This window comes from Novosphingobium sp. BL-A-28-Hi1-0D (assembly GCF_055521755.1).
Genome location: NZ_CM145502.1, coordinates 580,719 through 597,260, shown reverse-complemented (window position 1 = coordinate 597,260; position 16,542 = coordinate 580,719). Strand labels below are relative to the sequence as shown.

Sequence of the window (16,542 nt, the reverse complement as noted above, 5' to 3'; positions counted from 1 at the left end):
ATTGAGGGCGAGGGGCAAATCCGGTCAGGCGATAACTTTGCTCAGAAATCCGTGCGAGATCGTGACGGCTGCCAGCCGGTCGCGTTCAAAAGGTGGTTCCTGTTCAACGAAGTAGTGTGAAACGCCTGCAGCCTGTGCCGCTGGCAGGATACGCGACCATTGCAGACGGCCTGAGCCGACCTCGGTTGGCACCTGCTGCATGATGAAGTTGGTCTTGGTCGTTGCCTTCACGTCCTTGACATGGACCGCCGCCACGCGCCCCTTGAGCCGTCCCAGTTCGGTCACCGGATCGCGCCCTGCCGCCGAGACCCAGCCGAGATCCAATTCGAAATTGACCAGCCCCGGATCGACCTCGCGCACAAGGATATCCCAGCCCGTCTGGTCTCCGGCAAGCGGTTGGAATTCCATGTTGTGGTTGTGATAGCCGAGCCGGATGCCAAAAGGCCGCAGCGCTGCGGCACGTTCGTTCAGGATCTGCGCTGTGCGCTTCCAGTGGTCTGGGCCCGCCGAAAGCAACGCGTCACCAATGGCCTTCTGCACGTTGCCACCGGTCGGAACCGAAAAGCCCTCGGGCAACGGACAGAGCGGCAGAAAGGCCTGATAGATTCCGAGCGTGTTGAGCGCATCGGCGAGTTCCTGAGGCGCTGTCAGCAGATTGATCGAACCGCCGTTGAACGGTCCCGGCATGTTGAGGTGAATCGAGCTGAAGCGGACACCCGCCTTGTCCCCGGCGGCCCGAAGATCTTTTGGCGTCCGGTTGTAGAAGTTGGGCAGCTCGATCTCGGTAAATCCGATCCGCGCCACGCTGGCCAGCGTACCATCGAGATCCTTCACGGGCAGATCGCCAAGCGTATAAAGCTGCAGCCCAATCGGCTTGCCGATGCGCTTGAAGAAGGGCTTGCCCCGGCCCGCAAGAGCCGATGAAGGCAGCGCGGCGGATAGCCCTGCAGCACCAAGCGCGCCGAGGATCGAACGACGGTCAGCAAGCATCATGCAGTCTCCACTTTGTGGTCCGGGCCGTGGGTTGCTGGCCGGAAGGCCAGCAGCAGGATCAGTGCGCCAAGGGTCGCGAGGCCGGCCGGAACCAGAAACACCTTCGAATAGTCGGTCACGCCATTCGCGTCGGTCAGGCGGGCCACCAGAGCAGGGAAGACGAAGCTTGCCACGACGTTGCCTGCCCCGAGGATCAGCAGGTTGAAAAGGCCTTGCGCACTGGAGCGCACATCCGAGGGAAATGCCTCGTCGACGAAGATGTACACGGTCGCGAAGAAGAAGGCGTAGCAGATGCCGTGCAGCAGCTGCACCGCGATGATCGCAGGCACCGAATCCGCGAGAAACGCAAAGGCAAGGAAGCGGGCTGCGTGGCCCATGATTCCCACGATCATCGTCGTGCGCCAGCCCAGCTTGGCAAGAACGCGCCCCAGCACCAGCATGGTGAGGATCTCGGCCACCTGCCCGAGGCTGAGCACCAGCATAGACAGGTTGCCGGCAATACCCACGCGCTTGGTGAGGTAGGCGTCTGACAGGACGAAGTAGCCGTTGTGGACGATGGAATCGATGAACGTCACCGCAAACAGCACGGCGATCACCGGCGTTCTCAGTAGCCGGATGGCGCGCCGCCATGCGAGCTTGTCAACGCTATCGCTCGTACGGGGCGGGGTGTGCGGCAATGTGAGCGAGAATACCGCCATCGCAAAGGAAATCGCGGCCGCCACGAAGAAAATGGAGCGAACTTCGTGGGCATCGGCCTGTGCGCCGAGCAGGAAGACGAACGGCCAGCTGGCCATGATCCAGCCGACTGTTCCGCCCGAGCGAACAGCCCCGAAATCGCTGGGCCGTTCGAGATTGGCAAAGGCCATCGTGTTCGAAACCGAAAGCGTCGGCACATAGACGAGGCTGTAGATCATGTAGCAGATGAAGAATGGCACGAAGGTGGTGCTGAGCGCGACCCCGATCAGGGCCAGCCCACCTATCGCGTGGCTGCCTGCAAGGAACCGCTCGGCCGCAAACGTGCGATCGGCAAACTGGTTCGAGAAGAAGATGCCGACGATGGAGGCAATGCCCCAGCATGTGCCGACGAGGCCCTGCTGCGCGGCGTTGAACCCCAGCATCCCCATATAGGGGAAAAGCTTGGGCGCCCAGGCTCCCCAGATGGCGATCTGCAGTGCCATCATGACAAACAGACGCAGCTTCAATGATAGCGTTGACAACCGGCGATTCCCCATCCCATACCTGTTTTGACAACGTTGCCAAATTTTCAGAACAACACAACACCTGATCGCGTTTGGAGAGATATCGATGCAAGTTTCAGCGTTGAATCGCCGTGAAACCATACGCGGTTTGGCCGCACTTCTGGGCGTTTCCGCCCTGCCGGCCGACGTCTTGGCCAAAGCTGCGAAGGCCGCAGGGGCAGGGCTGCCTGCCTCGACCCAGTCATTGCTGACCGCCTATGCCGATACCCTGATGCCGCGCACGGATACGCCCGGTGCCGTGGATGCTGGCGTGCCCAAACTTTTCTCGGCGCTGCTTGCCGATTGGGCATCGCCCCAGACACGTGCGGACGTGCTCGAAGCCTTGCAGAAGGTCGACGTGTCCGCAGGTGAAGGAGGCTTTGCTGCAAAGCCCGCCGGTCGACGCAAGGCAATTCTGGCAGCGCATGATCAGGCAAACTTTGCCGATCCCGGCTATCGTCGTCTGCGAGAACTGGTGCTGGTCCTCTACTATTCGAGCGAACCGGGCGCGACCGTGGAATTGCGCTACGAACACGCGCCGGGCGCTTTCGAACCGTCGATTCCCATCACCGCACAGACCCGCGCCTGGGCTGGCGCTGGATACATTTGAGGGGGACGGGACGATGTTTGACGCCATTGTAGTCGGATCAGGGATGAGCGGCGGCATCGCTGCCAAGGAACTTTGCGAGCGCGGACTGAAGACGCTGGTGATCGAGCGCGGTCGCAAGCTCGAACATGGTGCGTCTTACACCGACTGGATGCAGCCGTGGGAAGTGCCCAATGGAGGCGGCATTCCCGAGGAGGAGCTCGCCCGCGATTATCCGATTCAGCGGCAATGCTATGCCGTGTCCACGGCCACGCAGCAGTATTGGGTGAAGGACAGCGAGCACCCCTACGAGACGCCGGAGGGCAAGCCATTCTCGTGGATCAGGGGCTACCACCTTGGTGGCCGCTCTATCATGTGGGGCCGCCAGACCTATCGCATGTCGGAAATGGATTTTCAGGCCAATGCCCTCGACGGCCACGGCTCGGATTGGCCGATCCGCTATGCCGATCTGGCGCCATGGTACGATCATGTCGAACGCTTCATCGGCGTTTCGGGCTCGCGAGAAGGGCTCGATCAGTTGCCCGATGGCGAATTCCTCCCGGCCATGCCGATGAATGACGCCGAGAAGATGTTCAAGGCGAAGGTCGAACAAGCCTTCCCAGACCGCAAGGTCATCATTGGCCGCTGTGCCCACCTGACCGAGACGCGCCCGCACCACGAAGAGCTGGGGCGCAATCCATGCCAGTACCGTTCGCTGTGCGAACGCGGCTGCTCCTATGGCGCCTATCATTCCAGCCTGTCGTCTTCGCTTCCAGCTGCCGAGCGCACCGGAAACCTTACCATCGTGACCGATGCGATAGTCCATTCCGTGGTTACCGATCCCAAGACCGGCAAAGCGACCGGCGTGCGGGTCATCGATCAGAACACCCGCGAAGGCCGCACGTATGAAGCGCGCATCGTGTTCCTGTGCGCGTCGACAATCGGAACAGCACAGATTCTGCTCAATTCGCGCTCCGACAAGAACCCCCGAGGTCTTGCCAATTCGTCGGACATGGTCGGTCGCAATCTGATGGACCACATCTATGGCGTGGGCGTAACGGGTAACGTGCAAGGACCGGATACCTACTACCGCGGGCGTCGGCCCAACGGACTCTATATCCCGCGTTTTCACAACCTCCCCGGCAAGCAGAGCGAAGTCGATTTCATTCGCGGCTTCGGGTTCCAGGGCGGCATGCAGCGCGTGAACTGGCGACAGATGGCGACGTCACAGCCCGGCGTCGGGGAAGATTTGAAGGCACGGGTGCGCAAGCCCGGGCCATGGATGGCGTTCTTCGGCGGTTTCGGGGAAATGCTCCCCAATCCGGACAATCGGGTCACGCTCCACGCCAGCAAGGTGGACAAGTGGGGCATCCCGCTGGTCAATATCGACTGCACCCACGGAGAGAACGAGAAGAAGATCGTCTCGCGCATTCTCGTCGAGGGTAAGGCAATGCTCGAGGCTGCGGGGGCCACCAACATCCAGGTGCGAGACAAGATCAACCCGCCGGGCCTTGGCATTCATGAAATGGGCACCGCCTGCATGGGCAAGGACCCGCGCAATTCGGTCCTTAATGCCTACAATCAGGCGCATGACGTGCCCAACTTGTTCATAACCGATGGGGCGGCCATGGCGTCGAGCGGATGCCAGAACCCGTCGCTCACCTACATGGCCATCTCTGCGCGTGCGGCATACCATGCCAGTGAATTCATGAAGACTGGCACTATCTGATTGCGTGGTCGACCCTCGCGCTGGACGAAAGCCAGAGCGAGGGTTTGAGGTTCACTTGTCGGTTGAAAAGACCAGCAGGGCGTTGCCCGCCATGTGGCTGTACATGCCGTAGCCCGAGTTCACGATGACCTTGCCCTTCCACACCGCAGCGCCGGGGCCGCTCATGCTGCCGCCGGTGGTGGTGCGGCCGTCGATCGTGGTGACGGGCCTGGTCGTGTCGTATTGCCAGAGGATCTTCCCGGTCTGGCTGTCGTAGGCGCGGAACATGCCGTCGAGATGGCCGGCGAAGACCACGCCGGGGATTGCGGTCGCGGCAGAGGATATGCCCGGATCGCAGAAGCGCTTGCCGTTGCAGGCGTCGGGCGCGCGGGTGAACCACTTGACCTTGCCGGTGGCGGCATCGACCGCGTGCAGGCCAGCCCCGCGCAGCTTGGGGTCGTAGAAGCGGGCGTCGTAGGTGTCGGCCATGTCGTTGAGCGGGACGAAGACAGTGCCGCCTTCCGCTGCCATGCCGAAGTGGACGCCGCCCTGCGTGCCACCGTGGCCGAGGCGGGTTTGCCAGGAGATTTTCCCGGTGGCGGGGTCTAGCCCGGTGGCGATGCCGGACTTCTGGCCGATCACCAGCATCTGCCCGCCATTGCCGGTGGGCAGAAGCAGGGGCGAGGCCGCGACGTCGTAATCCGGGCCGTTCTCGACCGGGCAGGATTCATTGCCGACCATGCAGCCGACGTTCCATGCGTCCTTGGGCGTGAGCTGGGTGCGCCAGAGCAGCTTTCCGGTTTTCGCATCGACTGCGAAGACGGCGTCCGAGTTCTCGTCGGCGGGGGTGGAGTAGTTCTCGCCCGAGCCGAAGAACAGGCGGCCCGAGGCGGCATCGTAGCTGGGGCTGCCCCAGACCGGTGCCCCCGAAGGCCCAAGGATTGGCGTGCCGATCGCGGTCTTGCCCTGCGGGCGCGGTTCGCCTGCGGTCCAAGCGCGCCAGACTTCCTTGCCGGTGGCTGGATCGACCGCGACGACCGAGCCGCGGAAGGTGCAGCAGGCGTACTTGGGATCGCCCGCCTGGACGACCTCGAGCGAGGAGACGGGAACATAGAGCAGTCCGCCGCCGAGCGTGGGCGAGCCAGTGATCGTGGCATCGGCATGGTCGCTCAGGCGTTCGGCCCAGAGTTCCTTGCCGGTCAACGCGTCGAGCGCGTGGACCTTGCCGAGAAGGTCGCCGAAATAGAGGCGATGGCTGGCAGCATCCGCGACGATGGCAGTGCGGACTTCGGCGCTGAGGCGGGTGGTCCAGCGGGTGCAACCGGTTTCCGGATCGAAGGCATAGACGGTGCCATCCTGGCTGCCGACGAACAACGTGCCCCAAGCCAGCGTCGGCTGCGAGCGGGCGCGGTTGGAGGCGGGGTAGGCGAAGGCCCACTTGAGCTTCAGTTTCGGAATGCTGGCCATGGGGAGGCCTGCGACGTCAGCGGGTACGAAGCGGCGGTTGTCATGGCCCCAGCCTACCGGGGCAGGGGCATCGGCCATGTCCATGCGCGCGGTATCGCCGGTGCACTGCGCGGGCGGGGCGGGGCGCTTGTAGGCGGCGTAGGGAGTCCGGGTCAGGTATTCGGCGACCTGGATGCGCTCCTGCGCGGTGAGTGCGGCGCCTTGGGTGCGCATGACCCCGTCGGTCAGTGCCGAGACGATGGAATCGGGCGGGACCATCTCGAGGAAGGCCGGCGATGGTGCCTTGGGCACGCCGCCGAGATGGCACATTGCGCAGTGCTGTTCGAAGATGGGCCGCCCCGGCGCGGTGGCGGGATCGATGCGCGGCGTATCGTAGGACTGGAGATCCTCGTGCGACTTTATCCGCTGAGGCGTGGCGGCGTGGATCAGCGAAGCGCCCGCAAGGCCGCAGGCGGCAAGCAGGGGCAGCGAAGGAGCGAACAGGCGGCGCAGGAGCGTGGTCATGGCAGGGGTTCCCGGCGTCAATCGAGCGAGCGGTAGAAGGCGATGGTCATGTCCTCGGCAAGGCATTCGAGGATCGGCGGCACCAAGCGGTCGTGGAAGTCGATGTGCATGTGCTTCTCGAAGGCGGCATCGTCACGGAAGGTGGCGACGCATTCGAAAACGTCGGGATCGTCATCGGACTGGAACAACTCGTAGACGAGCGCATCAGGTTCCTGTTCGAAGACCAGCTTCTTGAGCTCGGTCTGGAGCGCGATCAATTCGGCCCGCTTTTCGGGACGCGTGCGCAAGCGCGCAATGAAGCTCTTCTTGGCCATTCTCATTCTCCCGATGGCGGCTGCAGATCGTAGAGCATCTCGCGGACGTAGTGCCCGTCCATGCAGGCGATCATCTGTTCTATCAGTGGCTTGTTGTGCGGGTATTCCATGTGCGCACGGTCAGCGTCCTCATCGACGAAGCTTTCGTAGACGGCGAACATGCCGGGTTCTGCCAAACGGTAGAACTTGTAGTCGAGCGTGCCGGGCTCGCTGGCCGAAAGCGCCTCCATCTGTCCAGCTAGCGCAATGAAGAGCGCTTCCTTGTCCGGCGCGATGCGGAAGCGCGAGAGAAAGCTGAATGCCATCAGTTGTGCCTCTTGTCCTTGGTGCGGCCGGCTTCAGGCGCGGCCCTGCGAGTGCTCGTAGGCGACCCAGTCCGGCAGGCTTTCGGGAAAGTCGGCGGGCAGGGGGTCGGCGTAGGCGTGGTTGCGGTTGCGAGTGCCCAGGATCCCGGGGTAGCTCTCGACCGGCACGTAATAGAGGAACGAGATCACGCGCTCGGCGAACTTCCATCCGCGCGGGGTCTGGCGATAGCGATCGGCATAGCGCAGGGCGGCGACCATCATCCGTCCGCCGCGCCAAAGTTCGGCATGGCCCGAGACGCGGCCTCGCGCAGTGGTGTCGCTTTCGAAATCGATCTGGATGTCGTGCATCACGTGGTGGCCGGGGCCGAGTACGGCGAAGCGGCCGTCAAACTGGCGCATGATCGCATCGACGCCGCTTGCGTTCATCACTCCATCGGCAGAGCGCAGCACGGCATCGTCGGCAAACAGGCTGCGGACAGCTTCGACGCGGCGGTCGTCGATGTCGAAGCTGTAGCGCGCGACCAACTGGCGGATCTGCGATTCGGCCTCGAGGCGCGCGATTCTTGATTCCAGATTCGCGCCGGACCCGTTCGCATCGGTTAGGGGGCTTGCGCCCTGTGCGGCCATCTCGAGTTCTCTCCCGCAGCCTGCCTCTGTCGTGCGGTGCTGCTGCATGTTCGCGGGCATGATACGCGGGAGCAATTCAAAAACAATCATGAATGTATGGTCGGTCAGGGTTTTCCGCAGTGGGCCGCGCCCGTTGTCGAAGAGCATGTGCGCCTGCCCGAAAGGCTCGATAAAAAAACATACATGTCTGCTTGCAAAAAGTCCGTTTAGCGGTAATCTCGCCGCAACCCGCAAGGATGGCGGGAAATGAGGAGAGACGGATGCTGAGCAGTTATCTGCGGCGATCGACCGCTGCGTGTGCCCTCGTGGCGTCGGCCCTGGCTTCAACACTTGTGTCGGCACCTGCGCTGGCAAATGCCGCGCCCGAAAGTGCTGCAGACGAGCCGCAGGGCGCCGCGCAGGACACTGCCCAGGTCGACCAGAGTGACCGGCTGAACGAGATTGTCGTGACCGCTCTGCGTCGTGACTCGAATCTACAGTCGACCCCGGTTGCGATTTCCGCCGTGGACAGCACGCTGATCCGTCAGGCGAGCCCGCGCGACCTTGGCGATCTTGCCGCTTTCGTGCCGAACTTCTCGGCCAATACGATCACCAACTTCAACGCCGCCTCCTTCGCGATGCGCGGCGTCGGCCAGACTTCGATCATCGTCTATTTTGAGCCTCCGGTCGCGGTGCTGGTCGACGACTTCGTGGTCTCCTCGGTCCAGACCCAGCTGCTCGATGTGTTCGACGTGGCGCAGGTCGAAGTGTTGCGCGGTCCGCAGGGGACGTTGTTCGGAAAGAACACCACCGGCGGTGCGGTCACCGTCCGCACTAAGCGACCCGAACTGCAGAGCTTTGGCGTCGATGCTCGCGCCGAGTACGGCAGCTTCAACACCGTGCGCTTCCAGTCGGCGATGAACATGCCGATCGGCGACACCCTCGCGCTTCGCCTTGTCGGCGGTATCGAGAAGTCGGACGGGTTCTATCGCAATGGTGCCTGCTATGGCCCGGTAACCGGCTTTGCGCCCAACAAGTTCAACGGCCGCAGCGGATGCCTTGATGGCAAGCGTGCGGGCGGCAAGGATGTCTACAACCTGCGTGCCAAGCTGCTCTGGGAGCCGACCGATCGTATCTCGATCCTCGCCCAGTACGAGCGGCTGCGGGACCGTTCCGACACGGTGCCCTCCGTCAACGAGAACTATCTCTACACCGGCAACACGCCATTCCTGACCGACCTGCTCGGCACGATCCGCCAGAATCCGAACAGCAGCGATCCGCTCGACAATGCGGCGGTGACCTATCGCCAGGATGGGTTGATCAAGATGCGCGACGGGCAGCGCATCTCGGTTGACGGCTTCTACCTGAACGGTGACATCGACTTCGAATTCGGCAAGCTGACGTCGGTGACCGGCTGGCGCAAGCAGGCTTCGCGCATTCCGAACTCCTATGCCGGTGCAGCGCCGATTGCTGCTGACGGTCAACCGCTCTCGTTCTTCGATGCGACGCGTGATGACAACCGCAAGACCTTCCAGCAAGAACTGCGCTTCGCCACCGATCTAGGCGGGCCGTTCGATATGGTCATTGGTGGCTTCTATCAGCGCGAGACGGTCGATTTCTGCGTGGCACAGATCCTCGGCTTCCTCGACCTGGCCTCGGGCCCGCTGCCGTTCGGCAACTGGAACGACACGCCTTACATCCTGTGCAACGCGCAGAAGTCGCGGTCGAAGGCGGCATTTGCCGAAGGTACCTACAAGATCACTCCCGAAATCACCTTCACCGCAGGCGTGCGCCACACCTGGGAAGACAAGGACTGGTTCGGCCGTCAGCAGGTATTTGTACCGCAACTCGGCGGCGGCTTCGATCCATCGATCCAGATCGATGAAGCGCTCGATGCCAGCGTGTTCAAGTATCCGGCCGGCGTCGTCACGGTCAACGACCGTGCCCGCCGCGCAACCTGGCGCGCGAGCCTTGGCTGGCAGGCCACGCCTGACGTTTTTGCCTACGCCACGTATTCGCGCGGGTTCAAGGGCGGCGGCTTCAACGACCAGATCGGTGGTTTTGCAGCCTTCGGGACAGACCTCAACGCTTTCCGCACCGCTGCACGTGCAACCCGTCCGGAAACGGCCGACAGCTATGAAGCCGGTGTGAAGACCGAACTGTTAGACCGCCGCCTGCGTTTCAACCTCACCGGCTTCTACGTGAAGTACAAGGACCTGCAGAAGCAGCTCAACGTGCCGATCGTGGTCAACGGCAACCCGAACCAGGTGACGATCTTCGTCAACGCGGCGAGCGCGACGGTGAAGGGCCTCGAGGCCGAAGCGACGGCGCGTCTGTTCAAGGGCTTCCAGCTGCGCGGCGTGCTCGGCTATCAGGATGCGGCTTACGACAAGTACACCGCGCCCACCGCCGGGTACGATCTTGCGACTGCACCGCTTGACCGTGCGCCCAAGTGGCAATGGACGATCGACGGTACTTATGAGACACCGATTACCTCGAACTTCAAGTTCGTGGCCAACGCGTCGGCTGCCTATACCAGCCGCAACCTGAACACGCAGGCAATCGACGATCCGCTGGGGAACACGTTCCTCAATGCGCGTACCCTGGTCAACGCTTCACTCACCATCGCGCAGGCGGATGACAACTACTACTTCCGCGTGATCGGCCGGAACCTGACCGACGAGCGTTATCGCATCGCATCGCAGAACGTGGCTGGTCTCTGGCTCAACTCCAACTTTGGCGCGCCGCGCTACTACGGCATCGAGGTTGGCGTGAAGTTCCGCGGTATGTGATCCCGTTTCGGGAGGGACAAACCAATGCAGACGGTCGCGCTTCCGGGCGCGGCCGTTTCTGTCCGAGGAGCGCATGATGAAGACCGACTTCGACCTGTGGGACATCCACACCGGCGCACACCATCCGTTCAACGACCGCGCCCCGCGCATCGACAACGGCACCGGTCGCCCCGGCCCCGAGCGCTACACCGATCCCGGTTTCGCGCGCGAGGAGTGGGAAAAGGTCTTCGCCCGCAGCTGGCTTCTGGCGGGCCCTGCTTCAGACATCCCGGAAGCGGGGGATTTCTTCAAGTTCGACATCGGTCCGGAAAGCGTCATCGTCGTGCGCGGTGAGGATGGCACGATCCACGCGCACTACAACGTCTGCCCGCATCGAGGCAGCCAGCTGGTCATGGGCGACATGGGTTCGCTCGATCGGTTCACCTGTCCCTTCCACAGCTGGAAGTTCGGGCTTGACGGTCGCAACGAGGCGGTGACCGATGCCGAGACGTTCCGGCCCGAAGTGTTGTGTCATGGCACGGATCTCAGTTCGGTGCGGTGCGAAGTGGCGGCGGGGCTCGTGTTCATTTCGATGGACCCGAACATCAAGCCGCTACGCGAGTTTCTGGGGCCCATCCTGCCGCAGCTCGAACTCTACGAGATCGACCAGATGTATGTCGTTCAGCACCGGCGGTCGGACTGGGGGGCGAACTGGAAGGGCGGGGTGGATGCCTTTGCCGAGATCTACCACCTCCACGCGGTGCATCCGCAGACGCAGTGCCTGATGGACGACCGCACCCAGATCGACCTTTGGCCGGGCGGGCTCAGCCGTCAATTCGTGCCCTTTGCGCAACCGTCTCCGCGCTTCCCTGATCAGGAAGGCGTCAATCCCGGCATCCAGATGATGCTGCGCGATGCGGGGATCGATCCGGAGACCTACTCCGGAACCGCGCGCGAGACGCGCGCTGCGGTCCAGCAGGCCAAGCGCCGCCGTTCGGACGAGCTGGGACTGCGCTACGAGCGCTTCAGCGACAGCCAGCTTTCGGATTCAGTGGTCTATTCGATCTTTCCCAACGTGCAGATCGGCTGCCATCCTGAGGCCGTGTTCCTGCATCGCTTCATTCCGCATGCGACCGATCCGAACCAGTTCACTTACGACACCTGCATCCTCTATCGCCATGTCGACGCGCCGGGATACGGGGCGCCCGCGTGGATGGGTATGGGCGCGGACGTGGACATGTCGGGGCGCACGCGGCCCGAGATTGTCCACACCAAGCTTGGTGAGCCGCCGTGCCTTGGCGAGGTGCTCGATCAGGACAGCGACCTGCTGCCAGTCGTGCAGAGGGGCGCGCATTCTCGCGGGTTCAAAGGACCGCTGTGGAGCGAGCAGGAGGGGCGACTTCGTCACTTCCATGCCGAGCTTGACCGGATGATGCAGGGCTGACCCGGTCTGTCGACATAACGTGAAAAGGGGGCGGCGTCAGATGACACCGCCCCCTTTTCGTTGCGACCATCGAAGGGCTTAGAATGGGCGAATGGTCACGCCGTTGTCGATCACCAGTTCGGCACCGGTGATGAAGCGGGATTCGTCGGAGGCCAGGAACACCACCAGCGCGGCCACATCGTCCGGGTGGCCGGGGGTTCCAAAGGGAAGGACGCCGGCCGGGATTTCCTGCACCTGCCCCGGGCGCCCCTCAGCCTGTTGGACCATCGGAGTCTCGATTGCGCCGGGGTGCACCGAATTGCAACGGATCTTGTAGCCTTTGACCTGAGCCATGACGGCGACCGACTTGGTCATCGAGCGCACCGCGCCCTTGGCGGCGGAATAGGCGAAGTAGATCGGGTAGCCGAGCAGCGCGCCTACTGACGACATGTTGATGATCGAGCCGCCATCGCCCTTGTTCATCAGTGGAATGGCGTGCTTCATGCCGAGGAACACGCCGTCGGTCATGATCGAATTGACCCAGCGGAACTTCTCGAGGCTGGTGTCCTCGACATCGGCGTTGAGCACGACCCCGGCATTGTTCACCAGCACGTCGAGACGGCCGAAGCGGCTTTCGATCTCTGCCAGAACGGCGACCCACTGGCCCTCGCTTGAAACGTCGAGCGCCAGCGCGATGGCCCCGTTGCCAATCTCGTCGGCTACCTTCTGTGCGCTGGCGAGGTTTACGTCAGTGACCACCACGGTCGCGCCTTCGCGGGCGAGTGCGGCGCTGTCGGCAGCGCCGAGGCCCGATGCTCCGCCCGTGACGAGGGCGACCTTGCCTTGAACTCTGCCCATATCCTTCTCCATACTTGTTCTGATTGAACTGCTGGCGATCAGGCCGCGCCGTCCTCCGAGAAGTAGTCGGGCATGCCTGCTGGCCAGATCACGCCCCACTGCGCCTGTCCGCCATCGATGATCATCAGATCGCCGTTGACGAAGCGGGCGGCAGGCGAGGCGAGATAGGCGATGGCTTCGGCCACGTCCCAGGCGTTGCCGCGCATCTTCATCGGGTTGGCCTTGTGGAAGCGGGCGAGCGCTTCTTCGGGATACATGCGGAAACCCTCGGTCTCGATCACGCCGGGGCCGATGCAATTGACGCGCACGTTGTGGGGCGCCCATTCTGTGGCGACCGTCTTGGACAGGTAAATCACGCCTGCACGTGCGGCGCAGGTGTGCGCGGCCTGCGGCATGCCGCGTTCGACATTGGCGACGATATTGATAATGTGGCCGGGCTTGCCATCGGCGCGCCAGCGCTTGGCCGCTTCCTGCATCATCCACCATGTGCCGTTGAGGTTGGTGTCGATCACCGCGAGCCAGCCCTTGCGGGAGAAATCGATGGCATCCTGCGGGAACTGGCCGCCAGCGTTGTTGACCAGTGTATCGAGCCCGCCGAAATGATCGTGGACGCCTGCGATCAGTGCCTCGACGGCGTCCGGGTCACGGATGTTGGTCGACTGGCAGAAGATGTCCTTGCCGGTGTGCTTGCTGACCAGGCTGGCGGTGCCTTCGAGCTTTTCCATGTCGCGACCACAGATCGCGACGTTTGCACCGAGCTTGGCGGCGAGGAAAGCTGCGGCCTTGCCCATGCCACTGCCGGCCCCGGTAATCAGGATCGTATGACCTTCAAGCAGGTCTTCACGGAAGATGGTGGTCTGCTGCGCCAGCGATTCGTCGTCGAGCCCGCGCCGTGGGCGGCCCGGATCGCCCGGTTCGGGACGGAAGATGCGCGGTGCATTGATGTTCGGCGCGTTCAAAGGCTCTCCCCTTGCGGTTCGATCTGGTGGTGACCCCCGTCGAACCCCCCGTCGAAACCCATTGCCCCGGAGGTTAGCGAGTTGCAATAAAAAAGACAAACAGGTTTGATTGTGTTTTTGTCACATTCGAGCATTTTGCTCGGAAGAGTGGGGTGCCAGACAACCCGAGTGATACCACGCGGCATGGCCCGTTGTTGAGTGCAAAGCCGCCCGCAGGCAACCTTTGTTGCCGTGTGCAATGATCAGTCGAGTGATGCGCGATCGTTTCAGGCCGAAGCAGGCGGGGCAAGCGCCGCGATCTGGCCCTCAAGATGCCGTAGCATCGGCTCGACTTTCCCGGCATCCATCGCCCCGGTCTGCAGGCTGATGGCCATGCCTTCGAGGATCGTCTGCGAAAGCGTCATCGCAAGGGCGAAGTTTGCCGGGGACGACGCCCATTCAGGGAAGAGCTGTTCGGCCTGGGCATTGAACTTCTCGGCAAACTCATCCTGCAAAGGCTTGAGAATGCTGGCGAGTTCGCTGTCGGTTCGGGCTGCCACGGCCAGTTCATGGAACGCAATGAAGGCCGGTTTTTGCAGCTGGCGCCAGTAGGTCTCGACGAGGTCGGTCACTTCATGGACGGGCTTGTCTGCCGCGCGGCGAAAGGCGCGCAGCCGTTTGTCGTGCAGTTCGGCGATGGCAGCCTTGATCAGGGCCGTGCCGTTCTCAAAGTGATGCATCATCGCGCCGCGCGAGAGACCGGCCTCCTCGGCCACCTTGGGCGTGGTGGTGTTGGCATAGCCATATTTGACGAGGCAGCGCACGACTGCATCAATCAGCCTGGCGCGGGTCTGCGCGGCCTTGGCGGCCTGAAGCTGCGGTCCTTTTTCGCCTGCAGGTCGTGGCTGCCTGACGGGGCGAGCGATCCGGGTACGGGAAAGTGCCATGGTGGTTCGCCTGAATACAATTTGCATGGGGCAGCGCCCCGTTCAATCTCCCGCCATAGCGCGACGGTGCGTGATTGGGCAAGAATGACGGCGCAAGGCTGATGACAGGCGTCGGGATCATCAAAAAAAGACAGATATGATTGTCTTTTTCCTGATGCCGGTTATTCTGGCTGCGACAACGAAAGGCGCCTGCGATGGCCAAGGACGCCGAAGCTGCCTGCGGGCAGGGGGATGAATGGAAGACCGGCAATCAATCTACACCATCGGTGCGATGATCAGGCAGTCCGCGCGGGCGTTCGGGCCTGCCGAGGCGATCGTCTTTCCCGACCGGCGATTGACTTACAGCGACCTGGACGCCGCTGCACGGCGCTGGGCTTCTGCGCTCATTGCGCTGGGCGTGAAGAAGGGCGAGCATGTCGGGCTGCTGATGCCAACATGCACCGGATTCATCGAGGCGTTCTGCGGAATAGCAATGGCCGGAGCCGTGGCAGTTCCGATCAACGCCCGCTATCAGGCGCACGAGCTGGCCTACCTGACCGAGGATGCCGATCTCGTGCTGCTGGTGACGGCCGGACGGCTGACCGATTCGCTCGACTTCTGCGAACGGGTCGAGGCGGCTTTGCCCTCGCTCGCAGGCCAGTCTGCAAAAGCCGGGCTGAAGCTTCCCGAGGCGCCACTGCTTCGCACGATCATTGCGCTCGATGAACACTGCTCGCCTGCAATGATGCCGCTTTCCGCAGCGCTGGCGCTGGGAGAGAGGGTCGATGTTGCTGAAGTCGAAGCGCGCATCGATGCGGTGGACCCGCAAGATACGGCGATGATTCTCTATACTTCGGGGACGACATCGAGCCCCAAGGGTGCGCTGATCTCGCACCGGGGCCAGGTGGGCAACAGCCGCAATCTCGGGCGCCGGTACGAGTGCACTGGCGCGGACAAAGTCTGGTCCCCGCTGCCGATCTTCCACATCGCCGGTATCCTGCCGATGATCATGATTCTCGATCTTGGCGGCACCTACATGACCGTCCCGCACTTCGAGCCGGGTGTGGCACTGGAGATGCTTGGCCGCGAAGGCGCGACCATCGCCTATCCGAGTTTCGTGACGATCATGCAGGACCTCATCAATCACCCCTCTTTCCGTGAGACCGATCTTTCGCGGCTGCGGGTGATGAACTCGAACTTTGCGGTGCAGCCGGCGTGGATCAAGGAAGCGGTGAAAGCCGCCATGCCGCACACGATCCAGGTGGGCACCTATGGTCTGACCGAGGCTGCCGGAACTGTGTCCACGAGCTGCCTGTCAGACAGCTACGAGACGAGGACGGAGCGTTGCGGCTATCCGCTTGATGAGTGGGAAATGCGCATCGTCGATCCCGAAACCGGTGCGGCCTGCGGCACCGGTGAGCGGGGCGAGATCGTGTTGCGCGGGCCGAACATGCTCAAGGGCTATTACAACGCACCCGAGAAGACCGCCGAAGCGCTGCGCGATGGCTGGTTCTACACCGGGGACATCGGTTCGATCGACGAGAATGGCAACGTCATGTTCCATGGCCGGACCAAGGACATGCTCAAGGTTGGTGGCGAGAACGTGGCGGCGGCAGAGATCGAGGCGATGCTGCAGAGCCACCCGGCGGTGAAGTTGGCGCAAGTCGTCGGCCTGCCCGACGAACGCTATGTCGAGGTGCCCGCAGCCTTCGTCGAACTGGCGGATGGCGCGCAGGCAAGTGAGGCGGAACTGATCGCGCACTGCAAGGGCAAGCTCGCCAGCTTCAAGATCCCGCGTCACGTGCGCGTGGTGACCGAGTGGCCGATGTCGACGTCCAAGATCCAGAAGTTTCGACTGCGCGACAGCCTGATTGCGGAGCTTCAGGCGGTTTGATCTCGGGCTTC

Annotated in this window: 14 protein-coding genes; 5 read left to right on the top strand and 9 right to left on the bottom strand. The window is 62.8% G+C overall.

Features of this window, described 5'->3' with window-relative positions; genetic code table 11:
- Positions 1–24: 24 nt before the first annotated feature.
- Together ACZ1JW_RS03010 and ACZ1JW_RS03005 are read right to left on the bottom strand one after the other, a co-directional pair.
- Positions 25–993: a sugar phosphate isomerase/epimerase family protein gene (locus tag ACZ1JW_RS03010; RefSeq protein WP_465141895.1), complete on the bottom strand. Its 969-nt coding sequence runs from the start codon at positions 991–993 to the stop codon at positions 25–27.
- Complete coding sequence (locus tag ACZ1JW_RS03005; protein WP_465141894.1) at positions 990–2,174, bottom strand: MFS transporter; 1,185 nt, start codon at positions 2,172–2,174, stop codon at positions 990–992. Before ACZ1JW_RS03005 ends, ACZ1JW_RS03010 begins: the two co-directional genes overlap by 4 nt.
- Positions 2,175–2,313: 139 nt before the next feature.
- On the opposite strand from ACZ1JW_RS03005, the gene ACZ1JW_RS03000 reads away from it, so the two are divergent.
- Both ACZ1JW_RS03000 and ACZ1JW_RS02995 read left to right on the top strand, forming a co-directional pair.
- Positions 2,314–2,841, top strand: coding sequence for a gluconate 2-dehydrogenase subunit 3 family protein (locus ACZ1JW_RS03000; protein ID WP_465141893.1), 528 nt, complete (start codon positions 2,314–2,316; stop codon positions 2,839–2,841).
- 13 nt (positions 2,842–2,854) lie between these two features.
- Positions 2,855–4,546 carry a GMC family oxidoreductase gene (locus ACZ1JW_RS02995; protein ID WP_465141892.1) on the top strand — a complete coding sequence of 564 codons (1,692 nt, stop codon included), beginning with the start codon at positions 2,855–2,857 and terminating at the stop codon, positions 4,544–4,546.
- A gap of 51 nt (positions 4,547–4,597) precedes the next feature.
- Here the strand turns inward: ACZ1JW_RS02995 and ACZ1JW_RS02990 are convergent, their stop codons facing one another.
- From ACZ1JW_RS02990 to ACZ1JW_RS02975, 4 genes are read right to left on the bottom strand one after another with little or no spacing between them, the layout of a single operon-like run.
- Positions 4,598–6,496: an outer membrane protein assembly factor BamB family protein gene (locus ACZ1JW_RS02990; protein ID WP_465141891.1), complete on the bottom strand. Its 1,899-nt coding sequence runs from the start codon at positions 6,494–6,496 to the stop codon at positions 4,598–4,600.
- A 17-nt stretch (positions 6,497–6,513) separates the two neighbouring features.
- Positions 6,514–6,810, bottom strand: coding sequence for a putative quinol monooxygenase (locus ACZ1JW_RS02985; RefSeq protein WP_465124942.1), 297 nt, complete (start codon positions 6,808–6,810; stop codon positions 6,514–6,516).
- A 2-nt stretch (positions 6,811–6,812) separates the two neighbouring features.
- Positions 6,813–7,115, bottom strand: a complete 303-nt coding sequence (locus tag ACZ1JW_RS02980; protein ID WP_465124943.1) for a putative quinol monooxygenase — start codon at positions 7,113–7,115, stop codon at positions 6,813–6,815.
- A gap of 33 nt (positions 7,116–7,148) precedes the next feature.
- The gene (locus ACZ1JW_RS02975; RefSeq protein ID WP_465124944.1) at positions 7,149–7,802 is read right to left on the bottom strand and encodes a nuclear transport factor 2 family protein; all 654 of its coding nucleotides are present in this window, start codon (positions 7,800–7,802) and stop codon (positions 7,149–7,151) included.
- 200 nt (positions 7,803–8,002) lie between these two features.
- Between ACZ1JW_RS02975 and ACZ1JW_RS02970 the strand changes: the two genes are divergently transcribed.
- Positions 8,003–10,513 (top strand): TonB-dependent receptor, encoded by a 2,511-nt coding sequence (locus tag ACZ1JW_RS02970; protein ID WP_465141890.1) that lies wholly within the window; start codon positions 8,003–8,005, stop codon positions 10,511–10,513.
- 76 nt (positions 10,514–10,589) lie between these two features.
- Positions 10,590–11,936, top strand: coding sequence for an aromatic ring-hydroxylating oxygenase subunit alpha (locus tag ACZ1JW_RS02965; protein ID WP_465142822.1), 1,347 nt, complete (start codon positions 10,590–10,592; stop codon positions 11,934–11,936).
- A gap of 78 nt (positions 11,937–12,014) precedes the next feature.
- Here the strand turns inward: ACZ1JW_RS02965 and ACZ1JW_RS02960 are convergent, their stop codons facing one another.
- The 3 genes from ACZ1JW_RS02960 to ACZ1JW_RS02950 all read right to left on the bottom strand — a co-directional run bounded on the left by ACZ1JW_RS02960 (position 12,015) and on the right by ACZ1JW_RS02950 (position 14,658).
- On the bottom strand, positions 12,015–12,773 hold the full coding sequence (locus ACZ1JW_RS02960; RefSeq protein ID WP_465141889.1) for an SDR family oxidoreductase: 759 nt from the start codon (positions 12,771–12,773) through the stop codon (positions 12,015–12,017).
- A 38-nt stretch (positions 12,774–12,811) separates the two neighbouring features.
- Complete coding sequence (locus ACZ1JW_RS02955; protein WP_465124947.1) at positions 12,812–13,732, bottom strand: SDR family oxidoreductase; 921 nt, start codon at positions 13,730–13,732, stop codon at positions 12,812–12,814.
- A 266-nt stretch (positions 13,733–13,998) separates the two neighbouring features.
- On the bottom strand, positions 13,999–14,658 hold the full coding sequence (locus ACZ1JW_RS02950) for a TetR/AcrR family transcriptional regulator (RefSeq protein ID WP_465124948.1): 660 nt from the start codon (positions 14,656–14,658) through the stop codon (positions 13,999–14,001).
- A gap of 235 nt (positions 14,659–14,893) precedes the next feature.
- On the opposite strand from ACZ1JW_RS02950, the gene ACZ1JW_RS02945 reads away from it, so the two are divergent.
- On the top strand, positions 14,894–16,531 hold the full coding sequence (locus tag ACZ1JW_RS02945; protein ID WP_465124949.1) for a class I adenylate-forming enzyme family protein: 1,638 nt from the start codon (positions 14,894–14,896) through the stop codon (positions 16,529–16,531).
- Positions 16,532–16,542: the final 11 nt, after the last annotated feature.

Bases quoted from the DNA above. Each gene is read 5' to 3' on its own strand.
- ACZ1JW_RS02975 (WP_465124944.1), bottom strand. From the start codon at position 7,802: ATGCCCGCGAACATGCAGCAGCACCGCACGACAGAGGCAGGCTGCGGG.
- ACZ1JW_RS02960 (WP_465141889.1), bottom strand. From the start codon at position 12,773: ATGGGCAGAGTTCAAGGCAAGGTCGCCCTCGTCACGGGCGGAGCATCG.
- ACZ1JW_RS03010 (WP_465141895.1), bottom strand. From the start codon at position 993: ATGATGCTTGCTGACCGTCGTTCGATCCTCGGCGCGCTTGGTGCTGCA.
- ACZ1JW_RS03005 (WP_465141894.1), bottom strand. From the start codon at position 2,174: ATGATGGCACTGCAGATCGCCATCTGGGGAGCCTGGGCGCCCAAGCTT.
- ACZ1JW_RS02985 (WP_465124942.1), bottom strand. From the start codon at position 6,810: ATGGCCAAGAAGAGCTTCATTGCGCGCTTGCGCACGCGTCCCGAAAAG.
- ACZ1JW_RS02995 (WP_465141892.1), top strand. From the start codon at position 2,855: ATGTTTGACGCCATTGTAGTCGGATCAGGGATGAGCGGCGGCATCGCT.
- ACZ1JW_RS02965 (WP_465142822.1), top strand. From the start codon at position 10,590: ATGAAGACCGACTTCGACCTGTGGGACATCCACACCGGCGCACACCAT.
- ACZ1JW_RS02970 (WP_465141890.1), top strand. From the start codon at position 8,003: ATGCTGAGCAGTTATCTGCGGCGATCGACCGCTGCGTGTGCCCTCGTG.
- ACZ1JW_RS02950 (WP_465124948.1), bottom strand. From the start codon at position 14,658: ATGGCACTTTCCCGTACCCGGATCGCTCGCCCCGTCAGGCAGCCACGA.
- ACZ1JW_RS02945 (WP_465124949.1), top strand. From the start codon at position 14,894: ATGGAAGACCGGCAATCAATCTACACCATCGGTGCGATGATCAGGCAG.
- ACZ1JW_RS02980 (WP_465124943.1), bottom strand. From the start codon at position 7,115: ATGGCATTCAGCTTTCTCTCGCGCTTCCGCATCGCGCCGGACAAGGAA.
- ACZ1JW_RS02990 (WP_465141891.1), bottom strand. From the start codon at position 6,496: ATGACCACGCTCCTGCGCCGCCTGTTCGCTCCTTCGCTGCCCCTGCTT.